The 22,636-nt window shown below is 60.5% G+C and carries 18 protein-coding genes; 12 read left to right on the top strand and 6 right to left on the bottom strand.

Going from position 1 to position 22,636, the window contains the following annotated elements; all coding sequences use genetic code 11:
• Nucleotides 1-7 precede the first annotated feature (7 nt).
• The 4 genes from pabB to rloA all read right to left on the bottom strand — a co-directional run bounded on the left by pabB (nt 8) and on the right by rloA (nt 4,613).
• Nucleotides 8-1,345 (bottom strand): aminodeoxychorismate synthase component I, encoded by a 1,338-nt coding sequence (gene pabB / locus BK665_RS04380; RefSeq protein ID WP_123403229.1) that lies wholly within the window; start codon nt 1,343-1,345, stop codon nt 8-10.
• 207 nt (nt 1,346-1,552) lie between these two features.
• Nucleotides 1,553-2,539, bottom strand: coding sequence for an alpha-L-glutamate ligase-like protein (locus BK665_RS04385; RefSeq protein ID WP_123403231.1), 987 nt, complete (start codon nt 2,537-2,539; stop codon nt 1,553-1,555).
• Nucleotides 2,539-4,071 (bottom strand): osmotic stress tolerance membrane protein RloB, encoded by a 1,533-nt coding sequence (gene rloB, locus BK665_RS04390; protein WP_123403233.1) that lies wholly within the window; start codon nt 4,069-4,071, stop codon nt 2,539-2,541. Before rloB ends, BK665_RS04385 begins: the two co-directional genes overlap by 1 nt.
• Before the next feature lie 5 nt (nt 4,072-4,076).
• Nucleotides 4,077-4,613 carry a retropepsin-like aspartic peptidase RloA gene (rloA, locus tag BK665_RS04395; RefSeq protein WP_123403235.1) on the bottom strand — a complete coding sequence of 179 codons (537 nt, stop codon included), beginning with the start codon at nt 4,611-4,613 and terminating at the stop codon, nt 4,077-4,079.
• A 306-nt stretch (nt 4,614-4,919) separates the two neighbouring features.
• Between rloA and BK665_RS04400 the strand changes: the two genes are divergently transcribed.
• The 6 genes from BK665_RS04400 (at nt 4,920) to prpD (ending at nt 13,522) form a co-directional block, all read left to right on the top strand.
• Entirely contained in the window at nt 4,920-5,639 is a 720-nt protein-coding gene (locus tag BK665_RS04400) for a GntR family transcriptional regulator (RefSeq protein WP_185076442.1), read from the top strand.
• The gene (gene prpB, locus BK665_RS04405; RefSeq protein WP_008146328.1) at nt 5,636-6,526 is read left to right on the top strand and encodes a methylisocitrate lyase; all 891 of its coding nucleotides are present in this window, start codon (nt 5,636-5,638) and stop codon (nt 6,524-6,526) included. The genes BK665_RS04400 and prpB overlap by 4 nt, the downstream gene beginning before the upstream one ends.
• 136 nt (nt 6,527-6,662) lie before the next feature.
• Nucleotides 6,663-7,790 (top strand): bifunctional 2-methylcitrate synthase/citrate synthase, encoded by a 1,128-nt coding sequence (gene prpC / locus BK665_RS04410; protein WP_123403238.1) that lies wholly within the window; start codon nt 6,663-6,665, stop codon nt 7,788-7,790.
• Between the two features lie 209 nt (nt 7,791-7,999).
• The gene (gene acnD / locus BK665_RS04420; protein ID WP_123403240.1) at nt 8,000-10,591 is read left to right on the top strand and encodes a Fe/S-dependent 2-methylisocitrate dehydratase AcnD; all 2,592 of its coding nucleotides are present in this window, start codon (nt 8,000-8,002) and stop codon (nt 10,589-10,591) included.
• Nucleotides 10,592-10,645: 54 nt separating this feature from the next.
• Nucleotides 10,646-11,836, top strand: a complete 1,191-nt coding sequence (prpF, locus tag BK665_RS04425) for a 2-methylaconitate cis-trans isomerase PrpF (protein ID WP_123403242.1) — start codon at nt 10,646-10,648, stop codon at nt 11,834-11,836.
• A gap of 201 nt (nt 11,837-12,037) precedes the next feature.
• Nucleotides 12,038-13,522: a 2-methylcitrate dehydratase gene (gene prpD, locus BK665_RS04430; protein WP_123403244.1), complete on the top strand. Its 1,485-nt coding sequence runs from the start codon at nt 12,038-12,040 to the stop codon at nt 13,520-13,522.
• 73 nt (nt 13,523-13,595) lie between these two features.
• Here the strand turns inward: prpD and BK665_RS04435 are convergent, their stop codons facing one another.
• Nucleotides 13,596-14,501, bottom strand: coding sequence for a DMT family transporter (locus tag BK665_RS04435; RefSeq protein WP_185076444.1), 906 nt, complete (start codon nt 14,499-14,501; stop codon nt 13,596-13,598).
• Between the two features lie 136 nt (nt 14,502-14,637).
• On the opposite strand from BK665_RS04435, the gene BK665_RS04440 reads away from it, so the two are divergent.
• Complete coding sequence (locus BK665_RS04440; protein WP_123403748.1) at nt 14,638-16,047, top strand: aminotransferase-like domain-containing protein; 1,410 nt, start codon at nt 14,638-14,640, stop codon at nt 16,045-16,047.
• Between the two features lie 105 nt (nt 16,048-16,152).
• Here BK665_RS04440 and ppsR read toward each other — a convergent pair whose 3' ends face one another.
• Nucleotides 16,153-16,971 (bottom strand): posphoenolpyruvate synthetase regulatory kinase/phosphorylase PpsR, encoded by an 819-nt coding sequence (gene ppsR / locus BK665_RS04445; protein WP_123403248.1) that lies wholly within the window; start codon nt 16,969-16,971, stop codon nt 16,153-16,155.
• A 174-nt stretch (nt 16,972-17,145) separates the two neighbouring features.
• On the opposite strand from ppsR, the gene ppsA reads away from it, so the two are divergent.
• The 5 genes from ppsA to BK665_RS04470 all read left to right on the top strand — a co-directional run bounded on the left by ppsA (nt 17,146) and on the right by BK665_RS04470 (nt 22,635).
• A complete protein-coding gene (gene ppsA / locus BK665_RS04450; protein ID WP_123403250.1) occupies nt 17,146-19,521 on the top strand; it encodes a phosphoenolpyruvate synthase in 2,376 nt (791 codons plus the stop codon).
• Nucleotides 19,522-19,685: 164 nt separating this feature from the next.
• Nucleotides 19,686-20,675, top strand: a complete 990-nt coding sequence (locus BK665_RS04455) for an alpha/beta fold hydrolase (protein ID WP_123403252.1) — start codon at nt 19,686-19,688, stop codon at nt 20,673-20,675.
• A gap of 121 nt (nt 20,676-20,796) precedes the next feature.
• A complete protein-coding gene (gene rraA, locus BK665_RS04460; protein WP_123403254.1) occupies nt 20,797-21,288 on the top strand; it encodes a ribonuclease E activity regulator RraA in 492 nt (163 codons plus the stop codon).
• 39 nt (nt 21,289-21,327) lie between these two features.
• Nucleotides 21,328-22,323, top strand: coding sequence for a divalent cation transporter CmaX (cmaX, locus tag BK665_RS04465; protein ID WP_123403256.1), 996 nt, complete (start codon nt 21,328-21,330; stop codon nt 22,321-22,323).
• A 63-nt stretch (nt 22,324-22,386) separates the two neighbouring features.
• A complete protein-coding gene (locus tag BK665_RS04470) occupies nt 22,387-22,635 on the top strand; it encodes a hypothetical protein (RefSeq protein ID WP_008146303.1) in 249 nt (82 codons plus the stop codon).
• Nucleotide 22,636 lies beyond the last annotated feature (1 nt).

Below are 22,636 nucleotides of genomic sequence, written 5' to 3' on the forward strand. Positions count from 1 at the left end.
GGAACGATCAAAGGCCCTGAAGGGTATCGAGCAACACCTTCACCTTGGTGATCGATTCCTGATACTCGGCCTGCCACTCCGAATCCGCAACAATCCCGCCGCCACCCCAGCAACACACCTGCCCATCCTTGACCAGCAAGCTGCGAATGGCGATGGAGCTGTCCATCTCGCCGCGCACGTCCAGGTACAGCAACGAGCCGCAATACAGCCCGCGCCGGGTCGGTTCCAGTTCATCGATGATCTGCATCGCACGGATTTTCGGTGCGCCGGTGATCGAGCCGCCAGGGAAGCTGCCGGCGATCAGGTCCAGGGCGTCCTTGTCGTCCGCCAGTTCGCCGGTGACGCTGCTGACCAAGTGATGCACGTTGGGATAGCTTTCCAGGCTGAACAACTCCGGCACCCGCACCGAGCCGATGCGGCAGGTACGACCCAGGTCGTTGCGCAAAAGGTCGACGATCATCAGGTTTTCCGCGCGATCCTTGGGGCTGGCCAGCAGTTCGGCGGCGTTGGCGGCGTCTTCGGCGGCGGTCACGCCACGGGGGCGAGTGCCCTTGATCGGGCGGGTTTCCACCTGGCGCTCGCTGACTTTGACGAAGCGCTCCGGCGACAGGCTAAGCACCGCGCCGCCGTCGGGCAGGCTCTGGAATCCGGAAAACGGCGTCGGGCAGGCGGCTCGCAGGGCGCAATAGGCGGCCCATGGGTCGCCTTCACATTGCGCGCGAAAGCGTTGGGCGAAGTTGACTTGATAGCAGTCACCGGCCTGGATGTAGTTCTGGATGCGCTCGAGGGCCTGGCGATATTGGTCGGCGCTGAGGTCGGCGCGCATCGGTGCCTTTAGCTTGAATGACTCGACGGGTGCAGTCGCAAGTTGAGTGAACAGTGCGATCAGGCGTTGCTGTTCACTGTCGGCCAGTGTCGGGTGAAACACCAACTGACTGGTCAACCGCTGGTGATCACTGATCAACGCCCAGTCATATAAGCCGAATCGCGCATCGGGCAAATGCAGGTCGTCCCGGGCCTGGTGCGGCAGATGTTCCAGATGACGGCCGAAGTCGTAACTCAGGTAACCGATCAAACCGCCGGCGAAAGGTAGCTCATCAGGGACAGACGCTTCACCCAGGCGAGTCAGATTGTCCCGCAGGCGTTGCAGGAAGTCGGCGCCGCTTTCCTCCGGCAGCACCGCCAGTTGTTCCAGCGGCCAGGCGCTGAGCAGGTCAAAACGACCGCGATCAGCCAAGGGCCGACCACTGTCGAGCAGTACGGCGCCGGGGGCATGACGAATCGCCGCGAAGTAGTCGGCGGGGTTGGTGCGATAGGGGAGCGGGTGTACGGAACAGGTCAACATGGGCGGGGCGGATCAGCCATCGTGGCGGGGTGGCGATTGTAGTCCTCTGTAGGAATTGCTCCTAGAGGGGATGTCGGGGATTGGCAGGTGGGTGGCCGATCGTTCCCACGCTCTGCGTGGGAATGCATCCCGTGACGCTCCGCGTCACAGGCGGACGCAGAGCGTCCGTGGCGGCGTTACCACGCAGAGCGTGGGAACGATCATCGGCTAGCCCTCAACCGGCGGAATATGCCCAAACATCTCCTGCACAAACTCCACCCGTTGCTGCACGGTTTCGATAATCCCGCGAGCCTTCAACTCTTCCAGCCGCGCCTCGACCGCATGGGTACGCAAGGTCAGTCCGCAGTCATTGGCAATCTGGATGTTCAACCCCGGCCGGGCATTCAGCTCAAGGATCAGCGGGCCTTTTTCCTGGTCGAGCACCATGTCCACGCCGATGTAACCCAAGCCGCATAACTCATAGCAACCGGCGGCGAGTTTCATGAAACCGTCCCAATAGGGCAGTTGCACACCATCCACGGCGTTGGTGGTGTCCGGGTGTTTAGTGATGATGTTGTTCAGCCAGGTGCCGCGCAGGGTCAGGCCAGTGGCCAGGTCGACGCCGACGCCGATGGCGCCCTGGTGCAGGTTGGCCTTGCCGCCGGACTGGCGGGTCGGCAGGCGCAGCATGGCCATCACCGGGTAACCCATCAGCACGATGATGCGGATGTCCGGCACGCCTTCGTAGCTGATGCTCTTGAAGATCTGGTCCGGGGTCACGCGGTATTCGATCAGCGCCCGGTCACGGTGGCCACCCAGGGAATACAGGCCGGTGAGGATGCTGGAGATATGGTGTTCGAGTTCCTCATGGCTGAGGATCTTGCCGGACACCGTGCGATAGCGGCCCTCGAAACGATCGGCCACCACGATAATGCCGTCGCCGCCCGCGCCCTGGGCCGGTTTGATCACGAAGTCGCTGCGCCCGCCGATGATCTTGTCGAGGTTGTCGATTTCTTTCTCGGTGGAAATGATCCCGTACAACTCCGGCACATTAATGCCAGCGGCGATCGCGCGTTCCTTGGTGATGATCTTGTCATCGACAATCGGGTACAGGCTGCGCTTGTTGTACTTGAGCACATAGTCCGCGTTACGCCGATTGATCCCCATGATGCCCCGGGCTTCCAGGGCCTTCCAGGTCTTCCAGAAACCGAACATTACGAGTCAGCCTTGAGGAACGCTTTGAAGCGGATCAGCTCGGTCAGGCGGTAACCGCGATAACGACCCATGGCCAGCATGAAACCCACCAGGATCAACAGGATCGCCGGGAAGGTGAACACGAAGTACACCAGTTCCGGCACGCTCATGATCAGGTGCGCCAGGGACGCGGCGAACAGCGTACCAATCGCCACTTTCAAGGCATGCCCGGCACCGCGTTCTTCCCAGGTGATCGACAGGCGTTCGATGGTCATGGTCAGAATCACCATCGGGAACAGCGCCACCGACAACCCGCGCTCCAGGCCAAGTTTGTGGCTGAACAGGCTGATCGCCGCGATCAGCACCACGACAAAGGTCAGCACCACCGACAGCCTCGGCAGCATTTGCAGCTTCAAGTGCTCAAGGTAGGAACGCAGCGACAGCCCCAACGCCGTAATAATCGTAAACAGCACGATCCCGAAGCCCAGTTGCGTCTCGCGGAAGGCCAGGGCGATCAGCACCGGCGTAAAGGTGCCGAGGGTCTGCAGGCCGATCAGGTTGCGCAGGATCAGGATCACCAATACGCCAATCGGGATCATCACCATGATCATGAACGTCTGCTGGGTTTGCAGCGGCAGGCCGTACAGCGAGTATTCGAGGAAGTTGGCGTCGGTGTTTTCGTCGGTCAGCTTGGCCAGGCGAATGGCGTTCATTTCGCTGTTGTTCAGGCTGAAGGTGACGTTGGCTTTTTTGCCGCCATCGACGGTGATCAGGTTTTCGTCGCCGGTCCACCACAACAGGCGGTCGGTCGGCATGCCCTGTTCGCCGGTTTCCGGGTTGAAATACAGCCAGTCGGTGCCGTTGAAACTGCGCAGCCACAGTTCAGGGATTTGCGGTTGGTCGGCCACCAGACGGATGGTGTGGACCTTCTCGACCGGCACGTGGGCAATGGACAGGACCAGCTCGACGATCCGGGCTTTGTTCGAAGTGGACGGATCACCGCCGAGCAACAGCTTCACGTTGTCGTCGTTGAGATTGTTGACACGCTTGATCGCTTCGCCGACGAAGGTTTCAACGTCGGCCGAATGTTGGCGGATCGGTGCGAGCAGGGCTTCGGCGGCGACTTTTTCCGCGCCTTCGACGGCGATGCTGTCGCGGAAGGTCGGGCCTTTGATCTTGGATTTTTCGCCGGAGTAACGTTTGGTCAGCACCAGACGGTAATAAAGGGTCTGGTTGCCCTTGGCGCGACGGGCCGACCAAGTGACCTTGCGGTTGCCATCGATCCGGTTCACCGCCACGCCGTAGTTATTGGAGATGAAGCTTTCGTTCAGGCTCACAAAGTCGCGGCTCAGGGGCGGCACGAACATCTGGATCTTGACCGGGTCCTTGGCACTGGCGACGAACTCGACCTTGGCGTCGATGTTCCACAAGTCGTCCGTGGCGTCTTCGGTGACGGGGATGCCGAGCACGAAGATCTGGTAGGCCGTAACTGAAATGCCCAGCACCACCAGAATGGCGATGAGGATTTTCAGGTGGAGGTTAAGAGAGCGCATTGGAATTACTCTGCGGTATGAGCGTCGGTGGCGCAGGCGGGTTTGCCAGCAGCGTATTTAAGACTGGGGTCGACCAGCGCATCGAAACGTTTGAGCGCCTCGGAGCCGATCAGGAGCGGGTATTGAAAGGCGCTGCGGTCGGTCAGGTTCACTTCGATGCTGCGCAACGCCGTGCCCATGCAGATATCCAGCTCGATCACCGGGCGGGCCGTGTATTTCTTGCCTTCTTCCGGGTCGTAGTCGCCGGCCCGGCGCTTGATTTTGCTGACCCGGGCCAATGGCCGTTCGATCGGATGGGAATGCGCGGCGTCGATGGCCAGATAGAAGCGCACCCAGGATTCGCCATTGCGTTTGAAACGTTTGATGTCCCGTGCACTTAAAGAAGCGGTTTTCGCCCCGGTGTCGAGTTTGGCCGCGACTTCCAGGTCAATCCCGTTCAGCGAGGCGTACTCATTGAGGCCGTACACGGTCTTTTCCCCCGCGGCGGCGACACCGGGCAGGAACAGGAAATAAAGGAATGTGGGGAAGGGCTTGAGTCTCATAAATCCTGGTGCGCAGCGGTCCGTACTTCGATTCAAGGCCCTGGCATCACTGCGCAAGCTCCCTCGTATGCCTATCAGCTATTTATGACAAGCCGTGCAGATGCAGATGACAAGCAAATGCGGGCGGCATTCTAGCACGGTGGTTTTATGGCGCCACCGCTGGCAGGAGGCTATAAACAGTGGGCCTGCTTCGTTATGGTGCAAGCGGTTATTAGACGATTGTCGACAATACCTATTTATCCTTTGACTCTGCGGGCTGTATTCGCTAGTTTTTGCCGCATTGGCTCACAAGGTGTCGACAATATGCTGGATCAACTCGATCCCCCGGTGATAACGCAGGACGATTCGGAAACACTTTCCGAGAACGTCTTCCGGCGCATTCAGGCGGCCATCGTCAAGGGCGAGATCGCTCCGGGCAGCAAGATCTCCGAGCCGGAGCTGGCCCGCACCTATGGCATCAGCCGCGGGCCGTTGCGCGAAGCGATCCACCGCCTGGAAGGCCAGCGCCTGCTGGTGCGCATCCCGCACGTCGGTGCGCGGGTGGTTTCCCTTAGCCACGCCGAGTTGCTGGAACTCTATGAAATTCGCGAGTCCCTGGAAGGCATGGCCTGTCGCCTGGCCGCCGAGCGCATGACCCTCGAAGAAATCGACGAGCTGCGCCAGGTCCTCGAAACCCACGAACGGGACGCGGCGTTCCAGGCCGGCGTCGGCTACTACCAGCAGGAAGGCGATTTCGACTTTCATTACCGGATCATCCAGGGCAGCGGCAACCGCACCTTGACCCAGATGCTCTGTGGCGAGCTGTATCAACTGGTGCGCATGTACCGCATCCAGTTTTCAACCACGCCCAACCGCCCGCGCCAGGCCTTTGCCGAGCACCACCGGATTCTCGATGCCATCGCCGACCGTGACGGTGAACTGGCCGAGTTGTTGATGCGCCGCCACATCGGCGCCTCCAAACGCAATATCGCCCGTCACTACCAGGACGGCGCCAATAAGACAGCCACTGAACGAGGTGAGTCATGAGTTCGAACAAGAGCACTCCAGGCCAGCGTTTCCGCGATGCGGTCGCCAGCGAGCATCCGCTGCAAGTCGTCGGCGCGATCAACGCCAACCACGCGCTGCTGGCCAAACGCGCCGGTTTCAAGGCGATTTACCTGTCGGGTGGCGGGGTGGCTGCCGGCTCCCTCGGCGTGCCGGACCTGGGGATTACCGGTCTGGACGACGTGCTGACCGACGTGCGCCGCATCACGGATGTCTGCGACCTGCCGCTGCTGGTGGACGTGGACACCGGTTTCGGTTCCTCGGCGTTCAACGTGGCGCGCACCGTCAAGTCGATGATCAAGTTTGGCGCGGCGGCGATTCACATCGAAGACCAGGTCGGCGCCAAGCGCTGCGGTCACCGCCCTAATAAAGAGATCGTTTCGCTGCAGGAAATGGTCGATCGCATTAAAGCCGCCGTCGATGCCCGCACCGATGACAGCTTCGTGATCATGGCCCGCACCGACGCCCTGGCTGTGGAAGGCCTGGAGTCCGCCCTGGATCGCGCCGCCGCGTGCATCGAAGCCGGCGCTGACATGATCTTCCCGGAAGCCATCACCGAACTGGACATGTACAAACTGTTCGCCAGCCGCGTGAAAGCGCCGATTCTGGCCAACATCACCGAATTCGGCGCGACGCCGCTGTACACCACCGAGCAGCTCGCCGCTGCCGACGTGTCGCTGGTGCTATACCCATTGTCGGCGTTCCGCGCGATGAACAAGGCGGCGGAAAACGTCTACACCGCGATCCGCCGCGACGGCACGCAACAGAACGTGATCGACACCATGCAAACCCGCATGGAGCTTTACGATCGCATCGACTACCACACCTTCGAGCAGAAGCTCGATGCGTTGTTTGCCGCCAAAAAGTAACGCTTACCCCCGTAGGAGCAAAGCTTGCTCGCGAAAACTGACTGACATTCAACACTGATGTCGTCTGACACACCGCTTTCGCGAGCAAGCTTCGCTCCTACAAGTTTCCCTAAAAATTTCAAGATTGGAGACAGCAATGGCCGAAGCAAAAGTACTCAGTGGCGCCGGGCTCCGTGGCCAGGTTGCCGGGCAAACCGCACTGTCCACCGTGGGCCAGTCGGGCGCCGGCCTGACTTATCGTGGCTACGACGTTCGCGAACTGGCGGCTGACGCGCAATTCGAAGAAGTCGCCTACCTGCTGCTGTACGGCGAACTGCCGACCAAAACGCAACTGGCTGACTACATCAGCAAACTGAGCAAGCTGCGCGACCTGCCGCAAGCGCTGAAAGAAGTGCTGGAACGCATCCCCGCCGACGCCCACCCGATGGACGTGATGCGCACCGGTTGTTCGTTCCTGGGCAACATCGAGCCGGAGAAAGATTTCAGCGCCCAACACGACGTCACCGACCGCTTGCTGGCCGCGTTCCCGGCGATCATGTGCTACTGGTATCGCTTCAGCCACGACGGCAAACGCATCAATTGCGTGAGCGATGAACAATCGATTGGCGGCCACTTCCTGCACCTGCTGCACGACAAGAAGCCGAGCGATCTGCACGTCAAAGTGATGAACGTGTCGCTGATCCTCTACGCGGAACACGAATTCAACGCCTCGACCTTCACTGCGCGTGTCTGTGCTTCGACCCTGTCGGACATGTTCTCCTGCATCACCGCCGCCATCGGTTCCCTGCGCGGTCCGCTGCACGGCGGCGCCAACGAAGCGGCGATGGAAATGATCGAGCGCTTCAAGTCGCCGCAAGAGGCGATCGAAGGCACCCTCGGCATGCTCGAACGCAAAGACAAGATCATGGGCTTCGGTCACGCGATCTATAAGGACAACGATCCGCGCAACGAGGTGATCAAGGGCTGGTCGAAAAAACTCGCGGACGAAGTGGGCGATACGGTGCTGTTCCCGGTGTCCGAAGCCATCGACAAAACCATGTGGGAACAGAAGAAACTGTTCCCGAACGCCGACTTCTACCATGCGTCGACGTACCACTTCATGGGCATCCCGACCAAGTTGTTCACGCCGATTTTCGTCTGCTCGCGCCTGACTGGCTGGGCCGCGCATGTGTTCGAACAACGTGCCAACAACCGCATCATCCGCCCGAGCGCCGAGTACGTCGGCGTCGAACAGCGCAAGTTCGTGCCAATCGAACAACGCTGAATGGGGGAGGGGCACCGCGTGGGTTGCTGAATGAACCGGTAGCCAAAGTGGGAGCGGGCTTGCTCGCGAAGACGGACTGACATCCAACATTGATGTCGACTGATACGCCGCTTTCGCGAGCAAGCCCGCTCCCACAGTTGACCGAGTCACCTTCAGGACCCGCGCCAGGTTCCACCCTTTTGCAACTACCGTGACCGAGTCCTGACCTGATGAACACAGAATTCCGCAAACCGCTGCCCGGCAGCCATCTGGATTATTTCGACGTCCGTGCGGCGGTCGAAGCGATCCAGCCTGGCGCCTACGACACCCTGCCGTACACCTCCCGCGTACTGGCGGAGAACCTGGTGCGTCGCTGTGACCCGGCCACGCTCACCGATTCCCTGAAGCAATTCATCGAACGCAAGCGCGACCTCGACTTCCCGTGGTTCCCGGCCCGTGTCGTATGCCACGACATCCTTGGCCAGACCGCCCTGGTCGACCTCGCCGGTCTGCGCGATGCCATCGCTTTGCAAGGTGGCGACCCGGCGCAAGCCAACCCGGTAGTGCCGACGCAATTGATCGTCGACCACTCCCTGGCCGTCGAGCGCGGTGGTTTCGATCCGGAGGCGTTCGAGAAGAACCGCGCCATCGAAGACCGGCGCAACGAAGACCGTTTCCACTTCATCAACTGGACCAAAAAAGCCTTCAAGAACGTTGATGTGATCCCGCCGGGCAACGGGATCATGCACCAGATCAACCTGGAGAAAATGTCTCCGGTGATCCAGGTGCGCGACGGCGTAGCGTTCCCGGACACCTGCGTCGGCACCGACAGCCACACCCCGCACGTTGATGCGCTGGGCGTGATCGCTATCGGCGTGGGTGGTCTCGAAGCCGAGAGCGTGATGCTCGGTCGCGCATCGTGGATGCGTCTGCCGGAAAGCGTCGGCGTTGAACTGACCGGCAAGCTGCAACCGGGCATCACCGCCACCGACATGGTGCTGGCGCTGACCGAGTTCCTGCGCAAGCAAAAAGTCGTCGGCGCCTGGCTGGAATTCTTCGGCGAAGGCGCTTCGGCGCTGACCCTCGGCGACCGTGCGACCATTTCCAACATGGCCCCGGAATACGGCGCCACCGCAGCGATGTTCTACATCGACCAGCAAACCATCGACTACCTCAAACTCACCGGCCGCGAAGACGAGCAGGTGCAGTTGGTCGAGAACTACGCCAAGACTACTGGCCTGTGGGCTGACAGCCTGAAAAATGCGCAATACGAGCGCGGCTTGAGCTTCGACCTGTCCACGGTCGTGCGCAACATGGCCGGCCCGAGCAACCCGCACGCTCGCGTCGCGACTTCGGACCTAGCCGCCCAAGGCATCTCCGGCCAATGGACCGAAGTGCCCGGCCAGATGCCGGACGGCGCGGTAATCATCGCGGCCATCACCAGTTGCACCAACACCAGCAACCCGCGCAACGTGATCGCCGCCGGCCTGCTGGCGCGCAATGCCAACAAGCTCGGGCTGACCCGCAAGCCGTGGGTCAAATCGTCCCTGGCGCCGGGCTCGAAAACCGTCGCGCTGTACCTCGACGAAGCAGGGCTGACCACTGAGCTGGAGCAGCTCGGTTTCGGCATCGTCGCCTTCGCCTGCACCACCTGCAACGGAATGTCCGGCGCGCTCGATCCGGTGATCCAGCAAGAGATCATCGACCGCGACCTGTACGCCACCGCCGTGTTGTCCGGCAACCGCAACTTCGATGGGCGGATTCACCCCTACGCCAAGAATGCGTTCCTGGCTTCGCCACCCTTGGTGGTCGCTTATGCCATCGCCGGGACCATCCGTTTCGACATCGAGAAAGATGTGCTGGGCGTGGTCGACGGTAAGGAAATCCGCCTCAAAGACATCTGGCCGAGCGATGAAGAAATCGACGCTGTGGTGAAAGCCTCGGTTAAGCCGGAGCAGTTCCGTCAGGTCTACATCCCGATGTTCGCCATCCACGAAGACACCGGCCCGAAAGTCACGCCGCTGTACGACTGGCGCGAGATGAGCACCTACATCCGCCGTCCGCCGTACTGGGAAGGCGCTCTGGCCGGCGCCCGTCCGCTCAAGGGCATGCGCCCGCTGGCCGTGCTGCCGGACAACATCACCACCGATCACCTGTCGCCGTCGAACGCGATCATGCTCGACAGTGCCGCCGGCGAATACCTGGCGAAAATGGGCTTGCCGGAAGAAGACTTCAACTCCTACGCCACCCACCGTGGCGACCACTTGACCGCCCAGCGCGCGACCTTCGCCAACCCGAAACTGTTCAATGAAATGGTCCAGGAAAACGGCAAGGTCAAGCAGGGTTCCCTGGCCCGCGTCGAGCCGGAAGGCCAGGTCATGCGCATGTGGGAAGCCATCGAAACCTACATGGAACGCAAGCAGCCGCTGATCATCATCGCTGGCGCCGATTACGGTCAGGGTTCGTCCCGAGACTGGGCGGCGAAGGGCGTGCGCCTGGCCGGTGTGGAAGCGATTGCCGCTGAAGGTTTCGAGCGCATTCACCGCACCAACCTGGTGGGCATGGGCGTGTTGCCCCTGGAGTTTTTGCCGGGCACCGACCGTCACACCTTGGGCATCGACGGCAGCGAAACCTACGACGTGATCGGCGACCGCACGCCGCGTGCGCAACTGACGTTGGTGATCAATCGCCTGAATGGCGAGCGTGTCGAAGTGCCGGTGACTTGCCGTCTCGACACCGCCGAAGAGGTGTCGATTTACGAGGCGGGTGGCGTGTTGCAGCGCTTTGCCCAGGACTTCCTTGAATCGGCGGTCGCCGTTTAAAAATACAGAGCCGCAGGGGATTTTAAGTCCCCTGTTGGCTAATAGAGGAATGACATGGCTCACGCACCCCAGATCAAAATCCCCGCCACCTACATGCGCGGCGGCACCAGCAAAGGCGTGTTCTTCAGCCTCAAGGATCTGCCCGAAGCGGCCCAGATTCCCGGCCCCGCTCGCGACGCCTTGTTGCTGCGGGTAATCGGCAGCCCCGACCCCTACGACAAGCAAATCGACGGCATGGGCGGCGCCACGTCCAGCACCAGCAAAACCGTGATTCTGTCGAAAAGCATCAAGGCTGATCACGACGTCGATTACCTGTTCGGCCAGGTTTCCATCGACAAGCCGTTCGTGGACTGGAGCGGTAACTGCGGCAACCTGTCGGCGGCGGTCGGTTCGTTCGCCATCAGCAACGGTTTGGTCGACGCCAGCCGCATCCCCCACAACGGCGTGGCCATCGTTCGCGTGTGGCAGGCCAACATCGGCAAGACCATCATCGCCCACGTGCCGATCACCAACGGTGAAGTGCAGGAAACCGGTGATTTTGAACTCGACGGCGTGACCTTCCCGGCCGCCGAAGTGCAGGTCGAATTCATGGACCCGGCGGCGGAAGAAGAGGGTGGCGGTGGTTCGATGTTTCCTACCGGCAACCTGGTGGACGACCTCGAAGTGCCCGGCATCGGGACCTTTAAGGCAACCATGATCAACGCCGGGATTCCGACGATTTTCATCAACGCCGAAGACCTCGGCTACACCGGCACTGAGCTGCAAGGCGCAATCAACGGCGACCCGAAAGCCCTGGCGATGTTCGAAACCATCCGTGCCTACGGCGCGCTGCGCATGGGCCTGATCAAGGACCTGGACGAAGCGGCCAAGCGCCAGCACACGCCCAAGGTTGCCTTCGTGGCCAAGCCTGCGGCCTACGTTGCTTCGAGCGGCAAAGCGATTGCGGCGGAGGATGTCGACCTGCTGGTGCGGGCGCTGTCCATGGGCAAATTGCACCACGCGATGATGGGCACGGCGGCGGTGGCGATTGGCACGGCGGCGGCGATTTCCGGGACCTTGGTGAACCTTGCCGCCGGTGGCATCGAGCGTAATGCCGTGCGTTTCGGGCATCCGTCCGGCACGTTGCGCGTGGGCGCCGAGGCCAGCCTGGAACACGGCGAATGGGTCGTGAAAAAAGCCATCATGAGCCGCAGTGCGCGGGTGTTGATGGAAGGGTTTGTGCGTATTCCCGGCGATTCCTTCTGAAGAAACACCAAACCCTGTGGGAGCGGGCTTGCTCGCGAAAGCGGTGTGTCAGCTTGCATTGATGTCGGATGTGCCGCCGTCTTCGCGAGCAAGCCCGCTCCCACAGTTGACCGGATTTCCACAATAAGAATGTGTTGTTACTGACTGAGATTGCCCTGAACCGAGGTCCCATCAACGAACCACTGCAAGAGTGAATCGAACATGAGCGCCAACGTCGACCTGAACAACCGCCCCGACTACGACACGGTCCTGCAGGACATCGCTGACTACGTCCTCACTTACAAGATCGAATCCAGCGAAGCACTCGACACCGCCCGCAACTGCCTGATGGACACCCTAGGCTGTGGCTTGCTGGCCCTGCGCTTTCCCGAATGCACCAAACACCTGGGGCCGATCGTCGAAGGCACCGTCGTGCCGTTCGGCGCCCGTGTCCCCGGCACGCCTTTTCGTCTCGATCCAGTCAAAGCCGCATGGGACATCGGTTGCATCGTGCGCTGGCTCGATTACAACGACACCTGGCTCGCCGCCGAGTGGGGGCATCCGTCCGACAACCTCGGCGGGATTCTCGCGGTGGCGGATCACCTGTCGCAAAAACGCCTGGCCAATGGCGATGCGCCGCTGACGATTCGTGCCGTTCTCGAAGCGATGATCATGGCCCACGAGATTCAGGGCGTTATCGCGCTGGAAAACTCCTTCAACCGTGTAGGACTCGATCACGTGTTGCTGGTGAAAGTCGCCTCGACCGCCGTCACCGCCAAACTCATGGGCGCCAATCGCGAGCAACTGTTGTCGGCGCTGTCCCACGCCTTTGCCGACGGCCAGGCGCTGCGCACCTATCGGCATGCGCCGAACGCCGGGTCGCGCAAGTCCTGGGCGGCTGGCGATGCCTCCAGCCGGGGCGTGCGGCTGGCGGACATTGCGATGCGCGGCGAGATGGGTATCCCCGGCGTGCTGACCGCCAAGCAGTGGGGCTTCTACGACGTGTTGTTCAGCCACACCAACAACGATCTGGCGCTCAAACTCGACGACAAACGCGCCTTCAGCTTCTCCCGCAAATACGGCAGCTACGTGATGGAGAACGTGCTGTTCAAGATCAGCTTCCCCGCCGAATTCCACGCGCAGACCGCTTGCGAGGCCGCTGTCACCTTGCACCCGCAGGTTCGCAATCGCCTGCACGAAATCGACAAGATCGTCATCACCACTCACGAGTCGGCGATCCGCATCATTTCCAAAGTCGGTCCGCTGGCCAATGCCGCCGACCGCGATCACTGCATCCAGTACATGACCGCCGTGCCCCTGGCCTTCGGCAATCTGGTGGCCGAGCAGTACGAAGACGACTTCCACGCTGCGCACCCGATCATCGACGTACTGCGGGAGAAAATGGTCATCGTCGAAGAACCGCGTTTCACCCGCGAATACCTGGAAGCCGACAAGCGCTCCATCGCCAATGCGATCCAGGTGTTTTTGAAGGACGGCTCCAGCACCGAGAACGTGGTGGTCGAGTACCCGATTGGCCATCGTCGTCGCCGTGCCGATGGCATTCCGTTGCTGGAAGACAAGTTCAAGGCCAACCTGGCGACGCGTTTCACGGGGCAGCGCAGTGCCGAGATTTTTGCGTTGTGCAAGGATCAGGCGGCGCTGGAAGCCACCCCGGTCAATCGCTTCGTCGACCTCTTTGTGATCTGACGCAAATCCTTGTAGGAGCCAGGCTTGCCGGCGAAGGCGTATTTGAAGACGCCTTCGCCGGCAAGCCTGGCTCCTACAAGGGCGGTCGGCGTCTGGACCGCAGCCATTTCTCCACAGGCAATTTGGTAATAGCAAACCCCGCCAACAACACCGCCGAATACCCCATCAACTCCCGCGACAGGCTCTGCCCCTCGTACCACGCGCCAATCACCACCGCGAACACCGGAAAAATAATGAACACGAACGACAAAATGATCGGGCTCAAGCGCTTGAGCAGCAAAAAGTAAACGATAAACCCACCCACCGACGCCACCAGGCCCAAGTAGAACAGGGCACCCCACGAGCGCGTGGTGATGTCGCCGAACACCGGCGCCTCAAAACCCAACCCCGCGACAAACAGCATCAAACCCGCGAGGCCGATGGGCAGTGTGTTGTAGGTAATCACGCTGATCGCGCTGCCTTGCTTCTTGGTGATCACGTAACACAACGCATGCATCAACGCCGCCGCCAGGATCGCCAATACCCCGAAGAACTCGGCATGGTCCAGATGCAGGCCCTGGCTGCGGATGATCATGAACAAACTGCCAAAGCCAATGGCGATGCCCACCACCTGCGAGGGGTAGATTTTCTCCCGCAACAACACCGCGGAAAAAATCAGGATGAACACCGGCATGCAACTGAACAGCAGCGCCGTCAGCCCCGATGAGACATGCATCTCGCCGTAGTTGAGCAGGTAATACGGCAGGCTGAAATACGACAGCGTGACGAACACGAAAAACCAGCGACTCTGCCGTGGAAACAGCAGCGGCTCGCGACGCAGCATGGCAAAGCTCAAGAACAGCGGGAAGGCGATCAGGAAGCGCAGCCCGGCGGCGGTCAGGGGCGGCACGCTTTCCACGGCAATCTTGATGCCGAGCCATGTGGTGCCCCAACTCAGGCAGACGATCAGGAACAGCACACTGGTGACCAGTCCGGCCAGCCAGGGTTTTCGGGTGTTTGAAGAAATGCTGAGGGCCATGGACATGTGCGTGCTCCTTCGTCATCGGAATTGACCTGATCGAGGATTGGGTCTATTCCTGATTGAACCTGTTTTCAGCACGCTATTCGGGATGGAAATGACTGTCAAAACAAGTATTGCCACGGTGTCAATCCTGCGAGAAGGCCTGGCCCACGGGCGCGGCGTGAAGTACAAGCGCCTGGCCGAGGCCCTGGAAAAAAGCATCGGCGAAGGCTTGATAGAGCCCGGCAGCAAATTGCCGCCGCATCGCCTGTTGGCGGACAGCCTGGGCGTGACCATCGGCACCATCAGTCGTGCTTATGGCGAGTTGGAGCGGATAGGGCTGGTGGTGGCTCGTGTTGGAGATGGCACCTATGTGCGTCAGCGCGGGATGGAACGGACGCGGGATGTTGGCTTTCGCAATGTCAGCGAAGAGCCGCAGCCTTTCTTCGACATGAGTCGGAATCAGCCGATTCCGGGGCAGGAAGCCGCGTTTCTCAGTCAGAGCCTGCACACCCTGGCCAGCGACCCGCAAACCTTACAATCGCTCAGCGGCTATACCGCCGACAGCGGATTAGAGCGCCACCGGGAGGCCGGTGCCCACTGGCTGCGGCACCAGGCCTTCGTGCCGAGCGCCGAACAGGTGATTTGCGTGAATGGCGGCCAGCACGGCTTGCTCTGCGTGTTGATGGCGCTGCTAAAGCCCGGTGACACGCTAGTAACCGAGCACTTGACCTACCCGGGACTGATCAGCGTCGCACGCATGCTGGGGATAAAACTGATCGGTGTCGGCATGGATGACGAAGGACTGTTGCCCGAAGCGCTGTCGGACATTTGCCAACATCACCGGGTATCGGCGGTTTACTGCACGCCGACCATCCAGAATCCTACGGCGGCGGTGATGTCGGTGCTAAGGCGCGAAGCGATTGCCGAGGTCTGTCGCCAGCACAACCTGTTGATCATCGAAGACGAAGCCCACGCCGTATTGGCGCAACAACGGCCCTTGCCCCTGAGCCACTTTGCCCCGGAGCGCTCGGTGCTGATCGGCAGCCTGAGCAAGGCAGTTTCGGCCGGTTTGCGCGCCGGTTATCTGCACGCACCACAACCGTTGATCGGACGCTTGAGCGCGGCGGTGCGCGGCACCTGCTGGATGGCCAGTCCGTTGTCGCTGGAACTGGCGACAACGTGGATCGAAAACGGTATTGCCGAACGGTTGCTGGGGCAGCAAATCGCCGAAATCAGCCGCCGCAAGCGGTTGGTCAGCGAGGTGTTAAAAGAGGTCAGCTACAAGACCCATCCCGATAGCCCACACTTCTGGCTCGAAGTGCCAGAGCCGTGGCGGGCTTCGCAGGTTGCGGCGGAGCTGAAGGAAAATAATTATCTGGTGGCGACTGCCGAGGCGTTTGCGGTGGGGCATGCGGCGGTGCCGCAGTTTATTCGGGCGAGTGTGTGTAATTCGGCGGGGGATGATCGGTTGTTGCTGGGCGGGTTTGAGGCGCTGGCGAGGGCATTGAGGGAGACCGTGTAATCGTTCTTCGCGAGCAAGCCCGCTCCCACAGGGGATTTGTGCACGACACAGATCCAATGTGGGAGCGGGCTTGCTCGCGAAGGCTATCTAACAGGCGCTAAAACGCTACTTGAACCGCCGCTCAACCCCTTTCTCCACCAGAATCTTCGCCGATATCTCTTCCACCGAAAAATGCGTGGAGTTGATGTGCGGGATGTTCTCCCGGCGAAACAGATTCTCCACCTCGCGCACTTCAAACTCGCACTGGGCGTAGCTCGAATAGCGGCTGTTGGGCTTGCGTTCGTTGCGGATCGCGGTGAGGCGGTCCGGGTCGATGGTCAGGCCGAACAGCTTGTGCTGGTGGGCGCGCAGGGCGGCGGGCAGGGTCAGGCGTTCCATGTCGTCTTCGGTCAGCGGGTAGTTGGCCGCGCGGATGCCGAATTGCATCGCCATGTACAGGCACGTCGGGGTCTTGCCGCAACGGGACACGCCCACCAGGATCAGGTCGGCCTTGTCGTAATAGTGCGTGCGGGCGCCGTCGTCGTTGTCGAGGGCGAAGTTCACCGCCTCGATCCGCTCCATGTAATTGGTGTTGCTGCCAATGGAATGGGACTTGCCGACGGTGTAGGAAGAATGCTCGGTCAGTTCCTGTTCAAGCGGCGCCAGGAAAGTCGAGAAAATGTCGATCATGAAACCATTGGACGTTGCGAGGATCTCACGAATGTCCTGATTGACGATGGTGTCGAAGATGATCGGCCGAAAGCCGTCGGTTTCGGCGGCCTTGTTGATTTGTTGTACCATGGCCCGCGCTTTATCGACGTTGTCGATGTACGGCCGCGTGAATTTGCTGAAGGTAATGTTTTCGAACTGCGCCAAGAGGCTCTGACCCAGGGTTTCGGCTGTGATGCCGGTGCCATCGGAGATAAAGAAAGCAGATCGTTTCATTTGCACCTTGGGCCTTAAGCTAGTGAAGATTCTTGGATATGATAGGTGCGATTTGCTGGCCACCAGTGGTCCGCATTCTCACTTATTTTCCAGGTCCAGGCCATACAGTCGGCAAAGGCTCCCCCGAGCCGCCGGCTTCTGAGCTTTTCCAACACAGTTAGTGGAGAGATCACCTTGGTAGAGTACGTAGTTTCCCTCGATAAGCTCGGCGTCCATGATGTAGAGCACGTAGGGGGCAAGAACGCATCCCTGGGCGAGATGATCAGTAACCTTGCAGGTGTCGGTGTATCGGTGCCCGGTGGCTTCGCCACGACAGCTCAGGCTTATCGTGATTTTCTGGAACTGAGCGGCCTCAACGATCAGATCCATGCCGCCCTCGACGCCCTGGACGTCGATGATGTCAACGCCCTGGCCAAGACCGGCGCCCAGATCCGCAAATGGATCATTGAAGCCGAATTCCCCGAGAAGCTCAACGCCGAGATCCGCACCGCGTTCGCCACGCTGTCGGCCGGCAACCCTGACATGGCCGTGGCCGTGCGCTCTTCCGCTACTGCCGAAGACTTGCCGGACGCTTCCTTCGCCGGTCAGCAGGAAACCTTCCTGAACATCCGTGGTGTCGAAAACGTCATTCGCGCCGCCAAAGAGGTGTTTGCCTCCCTCTTCAACGACCGCGCCATTTCCTACCGCGTGCACCAGGGCTTCGACCACAAGCTGGTCGCCCTGTCGGCCGGCGTGCAGCGCATGGTCCGCTCCGAAACCGGCACTGCCGGCGTGATGTTCACCCTCGATACCGAATCGGGCTTCCGTGACGTGGTGTTTATCACCGGCGCCTATGGCCTGGGCGAAACCGTCGTACAAGGCGCGGTGAACCCGGACGAATTCTACGTTCACAAACAAACGCTGGAAGCGGGTCGCCCGGCGATCCTGCGCCGCAACCTGGGCAGCAAAGCCATCAAGATGATCTACGGCGAAGTGGCCACGGCCGGCAAGTCGGTCAAGACCATCGACGTGGACAAGGCTGATCGCGCACGTTTCTGCCTGACCGACGCCGAAGTCAGCGAATTGGCCAAGCAAGCGATGATCATCGAGAAGCACTACAAGTGCCCGATGGACATCGAATGGGCCAAGGACGGTGACGACGGCAAGCTCTACATCGTCCAGGCCCGTCCTGAGACTGTGAAGAGCCGCACCCAGGCCAACGTCATGGAACGTTACCTGCTGAAAGAAACCGGCACCGTGCTGGTTGAAGGTCGCGCCATCGGCCAGCGCATCGGCGCCGGCAAGGTCCGCATCATCAAGGACGTGTCCGAGATGGACAAAGTCCAGCCCGGCGACGTACTGGTTTCCGACATGACCGACCCGGACTGGGAACCGGTCATGAAGCGCGCCAGCGCCATCGTCACCAACCGTGGCGGTCGTACCTGCCACGCGGCGATCATCGCCCGTGAGCTGGGCATCCCGGCCGTGGTCGGTTGCGGCAACGCTACCCAACTGTTGAAAGACGGCCAGGGCGTGACCGTTTCCTGCGCGGAAGGCGACACCGGTTACATCTTCGAAGGCGAACTGGGCTTCGACATCAAGAAAAACTCCGTGGACGCCATGCCTGATCTGCCGTTCAAGATCATGATGAACGTCGGCAACCCGGACCGCGCCTTCGACTTCGCGCAACTGCCGAACGCCGGTGTGGGCCTGGCCCGTCTGGAATTCATCATCAACCGCATGATCGGCGTGCACCCTAAAGCGCTGCTGAACTACGATGGCCTGCAGCAGGACATCAAGGACAGCGTCGACAAGCGCATCGCCGGTTACGACGACCCGGTCGGCTTCTACGTCGACAAACTGGTTGAAGGCATCAGCACCCTGGCCGCAGCGTTTACCCCGAAAAAGGTCATCGTGCGTCTGTCGGACTTCAAGTCCAACGAATACGCGAACCTGATCGGCGGCAAGCTCTACGAGCCGGAAGAAGAAAACCCGATGCTGGGCTTCCGTGGCGCTTCGCGTTACATCAGCGAAGCGTTCCGCGACTGCTTCGAACTCGAATGCCGCGCCCTCAAGCGCGTACGCAACGAGATGGGCCTGACCAACGTTGAAATCATGGTGCCGTTCGTCCGCACCCTGGGCGAAGCGAGCCAGGTGATCGATCTGCTGGCGGAAAATGGCCTGGCCCGCGGCGAGAACGGTCTGCGCATCATCATGATGTGCGAACTGCCGTCCAACGCGATTCTGGCTGAAGAATTCCTCGAGTTCTTCGACGGCTTCTCGATCGGCTCCAACGACCTGACCCAGTTGACCCTGGGCCTGGACCGTGACTCCGGGATCATCGCTCACCTGTTCGACGAGCGTAATCCGGCGGTCAAGAAGTTGCTGGCCAATGCCATCCAGGCCTGTAACAAGGCTGGCAAGTACATCGGCATTTGCGGTCAGGGCCCTTCGGACCACCCGGACCTGGCCAAATGGCTGATGGAGCAGGGCATCGAAAGCGTTTCGCTGAACCCCGATTCCGTACTGGAAACCTGGTTCTTCCTGGCTGAAGGCCAAGCCGCCGTTTGATGGTGTGTGAACGGACCTGCTCCCTGTAGGAGCAAGGCTTGCCCGCGATGGCATCTTCAAAATCGCCATCGCCAGCAAGCTGTGCTCCTACAAGGGGTAGCCGTTTTTGAGATTGAAGTAGGGCGGGCTCCTCTGGACGCCGCCCTTTTTTGTGCAAGAGCATTATGCAAAGCAGCAGCAACCTATTTCCTGTCGCCCTGATCAGCGCCGAGCGGCGCGGCGATCTGAGCGAAGACGTGTATCGATTGAAACCCGGCAACAGCCCTGACTATACCGTCGAGCTGGCGGTGACACGCCTGGGCATGGCCGATGGCGCCCAAACCCGTGGCGTTCCGGTGATCTTGCTGCACGGCAGTTTTTCCAACCGGCGGTTCTGGTTTTCCCCCAAAGGCCTGGGCCTGGGCGCCTACCTGACGCGCCTGGGATTCGATGTGTGGATCCCGGAGATGCGCGGTCACGGCTTGTCCCAACGCAATCAGGACTACCGCAAGAACCGCGTCTCGGACTACGCCCGTTACGATCTGCCGGCCATTGGTGCATTCGTGCGCGAGCAAAGTGGCCAGGTGCCGCACTGGATCGGTCACTCCCTGGGCGGTATCACCCTGGCGGCCGCGTTGGGTGGCCAGTACATCGGCGAGCCGGTGGTGGCCTCGGCGGCGTTTTTCGGTACGCAGGTCAGCCGCACCTACTGGCCACTGAAGATTCCGCCGGTGGAGTGGAGCGGGCGCTTCATTCTCAAGCGCTTTGCCCAATTGTCGGGTTCACGGCTCAAGCGCGGTCCGGAGGACGAGCCGATTGGCCTGGCCCTGGAAAGCATGCGCTGGTACGGACTGTTCGGGCGTTTTGGTGATGCCGACAAGGACTGGTGGGCCGGTCTGGCCGAGGTGCAACTGCCGGTATTGGCGGTCAGTGCAGCGGGGGATCACCAGGATCCGGCCTGGGCTTGCCAGAAACTGTTCGATCAGCTCGGTTCCGAGCACAAGCAGTTCATCAATCTTGGACGCGAGCAGGGCTTTGCCGATAATTTCGGTCATGTTGAAATGCTGGTGAGCAAAGCCGCACAGGTCGAAGTCTGGCCGTTGGTGGCGCGCTGGCTGGCGGATCAGCAGGCGCCGTTACTCGGCGAAAAGCCGGATCTGGCCACGGCAGTCTGAAGGCAATGCTCTAACAAGGGCATTTCGCTCAAGTCGGCTTGCGGCTAAGATATGACGCATTGAGCTTTTCTGGTCACTTTGCGACATCCTCGATTGTCTTCCTCTTTACAGGAGTTTCTCGATGAACCATTACCTTACGCCTGACCTGTGCGACGCCTACCCGGAGCTGGTACAGGTGCTGGAGCCGATGTTCAGCAATTTTGGCGGCCGTGATTCCTTCGGCGGCGAAATCGTGACCATCAAATGTTTCGAAGACAACTCGCTGGTCAAAGAGCAAGTCGAGCTCAAGGGTGACGGCAAGGTGCTGGTGGTCGACGGTGGCGGTTCCCTGCGTCGTGCGTTGCTGGGCGACATGCTGGCCGAGAAAGCCGCCAGGAACGGCTGGGAAGGGCTGGTGATCTACGGTTGCATCCGCGACGTCGACGTCATCGCGCAAACCGACCTGGGGGTCCAGGCACTGGCCAGTCATCCGATGAAAACCGACAAGCGTGGTATCGGTGACCTCAACGTCGCCGTGACCTTCGCCGGCGTGACGTTCCACCCGGGGCATTACATCTATGCGGACAATAACGGCGTGATCATCTCGCCAAGCCCGCTGAAGATGCCTGAATAAAGCATCGATGCGAATTTTTGTGGTAACCATGGGGTGAGGATGTTCGAGGAAGAAAACGCGCAGTGGGGGCTGGTGCATGCCCTGGTGCTGGACGGTAAAGGCGGTGCGCGTTCGATAGCCCGGACTGATCTCGACGACTTGCAGCTGCAGGCCCATGAAAGCCTGTGGCTGCATTGGGATCGCAGTCACCCGCAAACCCAGACCTGGCTGCGTAAATCCAGCGGTCTGAGCGAATTCAGCTGCGACCTGCTGCTCGAAGAAAACACCCGTCCGCGACTTTTACAGCTTTCCGACAGCGAACTGCTGCTATTTTTGCGTGGGGTGAACCTGAACCCGGGTGCAGAGCCGGAAGACATGGTTTCGGTGCGCATCTTCGCGTCCGCCCCTCGGGTGATCTCCCTGCGTTTGCGTCCATTACGCGCCACCGATGAATTGCTGGTGCAGCTCGCGGAAGGCAAGGGGCCGAAAACCGCGTCCGAACTCATCCTTTATATGGCCCAGTACCTCACCAACAAGGTGCAGGATCTGGTCACTTGCCTCTCGGAAGTGGTCGATGAGGAAGAAGAAAAACTGGATGCCGACGAACGGTATACACCCGAGCATGGTTCCATTTTGCAGATCCGCCGCAGGGCGGCCGGGCTGAAACGTTTCCTGGCCCCGCAACGGGATATTTTCGGACAACTGACGCGGATAAAACTGCCGTGGTTTGTCGAAGACGACGGTGATTACTGGAACGAATTGAACAACAGCCTGACCCGTTATCTCGAGGAGCTGGAATTGACCCGGGAGCGGGTGGGGTTGGTCCTGGAGGCTGAAGACCGGCGTTTGAGCGTGCGCATGAACCGCACGATGTACCGCTTCGGGATCATCACCGGGATCTTTTTGCCGATGAGTTTTCTCACTGGTCTTTTGGGGATCAATGTCGGTGGCATTCCGTTCTCTGCCAGCCCCTACGGCTTCCTGATTGCGTGCCTGATGATGGTCTCGGTGGCGCTCGGCCAGTGGTGGTTATTCCGACGTTTGCGCTGGGTGTGATGATGAGCCATGTGACCCGGGCAAAATTGATCGCGTCTTTCACAGACATCACGAGAGGTGCGTATGCACGATCCGTTTGAACAGTCTTTGCGTGACATGCTCAAGGCATCTCCGTCCACCCGGGACGACGATGCGTGCCTTGGCCGTGTCCTGAAAACCGCCAACCGCCAGGTCGGCGCCGGCGATCTGTTCAGCCTGCTGGGCCGCTGGCTGCCCGCGCTGATGATCGCCTTGAACAATGGATCGGCCCACGTCGCGCCGGTCTCCCGCCACCGTAAACCTACCGTTCGCACTGCTGATAAGGCTGATTGAA

Origin of the sequence: Pseudomonas frederiksbergensis, from assembly GCF_003732665.1 — a bacterium.
GTDB classification, from domain to species: Bacteria; Pseudomonadota; Gammaproteobacteria; order Pseudomonadales; family Pseudomonadaceae; genus Aquipseudomonas; species Aquipseudomonas frederiksbergensis_G.

Coding starts and splice junctions, on each gene's coding strand:
- pabB (WP_123403229.1), bottom strand. CDS start 1,345: ATGTTGACCTGTTCCGTACACCCGCTCCCCTATCGCACCAACCCCGCC.
- BK665_RS04385 (WP_123403231.1), bottom strand. CDS start 2,539: ATGTTCGGTTTCTGGAAGACCTGGAAGGCCCTGGAAGCCCGGGGCATC.
- rloB (WP_123403233.1), bottom strand. CDS start 4,071: ATGCGCTCTCTTAACCTCCACCTGAAAATCCTCATCGCCATTCTGGTG.
- rloA (WP_123403235.1), bottom strand. CDS start 4,613: ATGAGACTCAAGCCCTTCCCCACATTCCTTTATTTCCTGTTCCTGCCC.
- prpB (WP_008146328.1), top strand. CDS start 5,636: ATGAGTTCGAACAAGAGCACTCCAGGCCAGCGTTTCCGCGATGCGGTC.
- prpC (WP_123403238.1), top strand. CDS start 6,663: ATGGCCGAAGCAAAAGTACTCAGTGGCGCCGGGCTCCGTGGCCAGGTT.
- acnD (WP_123403240.1), top strand. CDS start 8,000: ATGAACACAGAATTCCGCAAACCGCTGCCCGGCAGCCATCTGGATTAT.
- prpF (WP_123403242.1), top strand. CDS start 10,646: ATGGCTCACGCACCCCAGATCAAAATCCCCGCCACCTACATGCGCGGC.
- prpD (WP_123403244.1), top strand. CDS start 12,038: ATGAGCGCCAACGTCGACCTGAACAACCGCCCCGACTACGACACGGTC.
- BK665_RS04440 (WP_123403748.1), top strand. CDS start 14,638: ATGACTGTCAAAACAAGTATTGCCACGGTGTCAATCCTGCGAGAAGGC.
- ppsR (WP_123403248.1), bottom strand. CDS start 16,971: ATGAAACGATCTGCTTTCTTTATCTCCGATGGCACCGGCATCACAGCC.
- BK665_RS04455 (WP_123403252.1), top strand. CDS start 19,686: ATGCAAAGCAGCAGCAACCTATTTCCTGTCGCCCTGATCAGCGCCGAG.
- rraA (WP_123403254.1), top strand. CDS start 20,797: ATGAACCATTACCTTACGCCTGACCTGTGCGACGCCTACCCGGAGCTG.
- cmaX (WP_123403256.1), top strand. CDS start 21,328: ATGTTCGAGGAAGAAAACGCGCAGTGGGGGCTGGTGCATGCCCTGGTG.
- BK665_RS04470 (WP_008146303.1), top strand. CDS start 22,387: ATGCACGATCCGTTTGAACAGTCTTTGCGTGACATGCTCAAGGCATCT.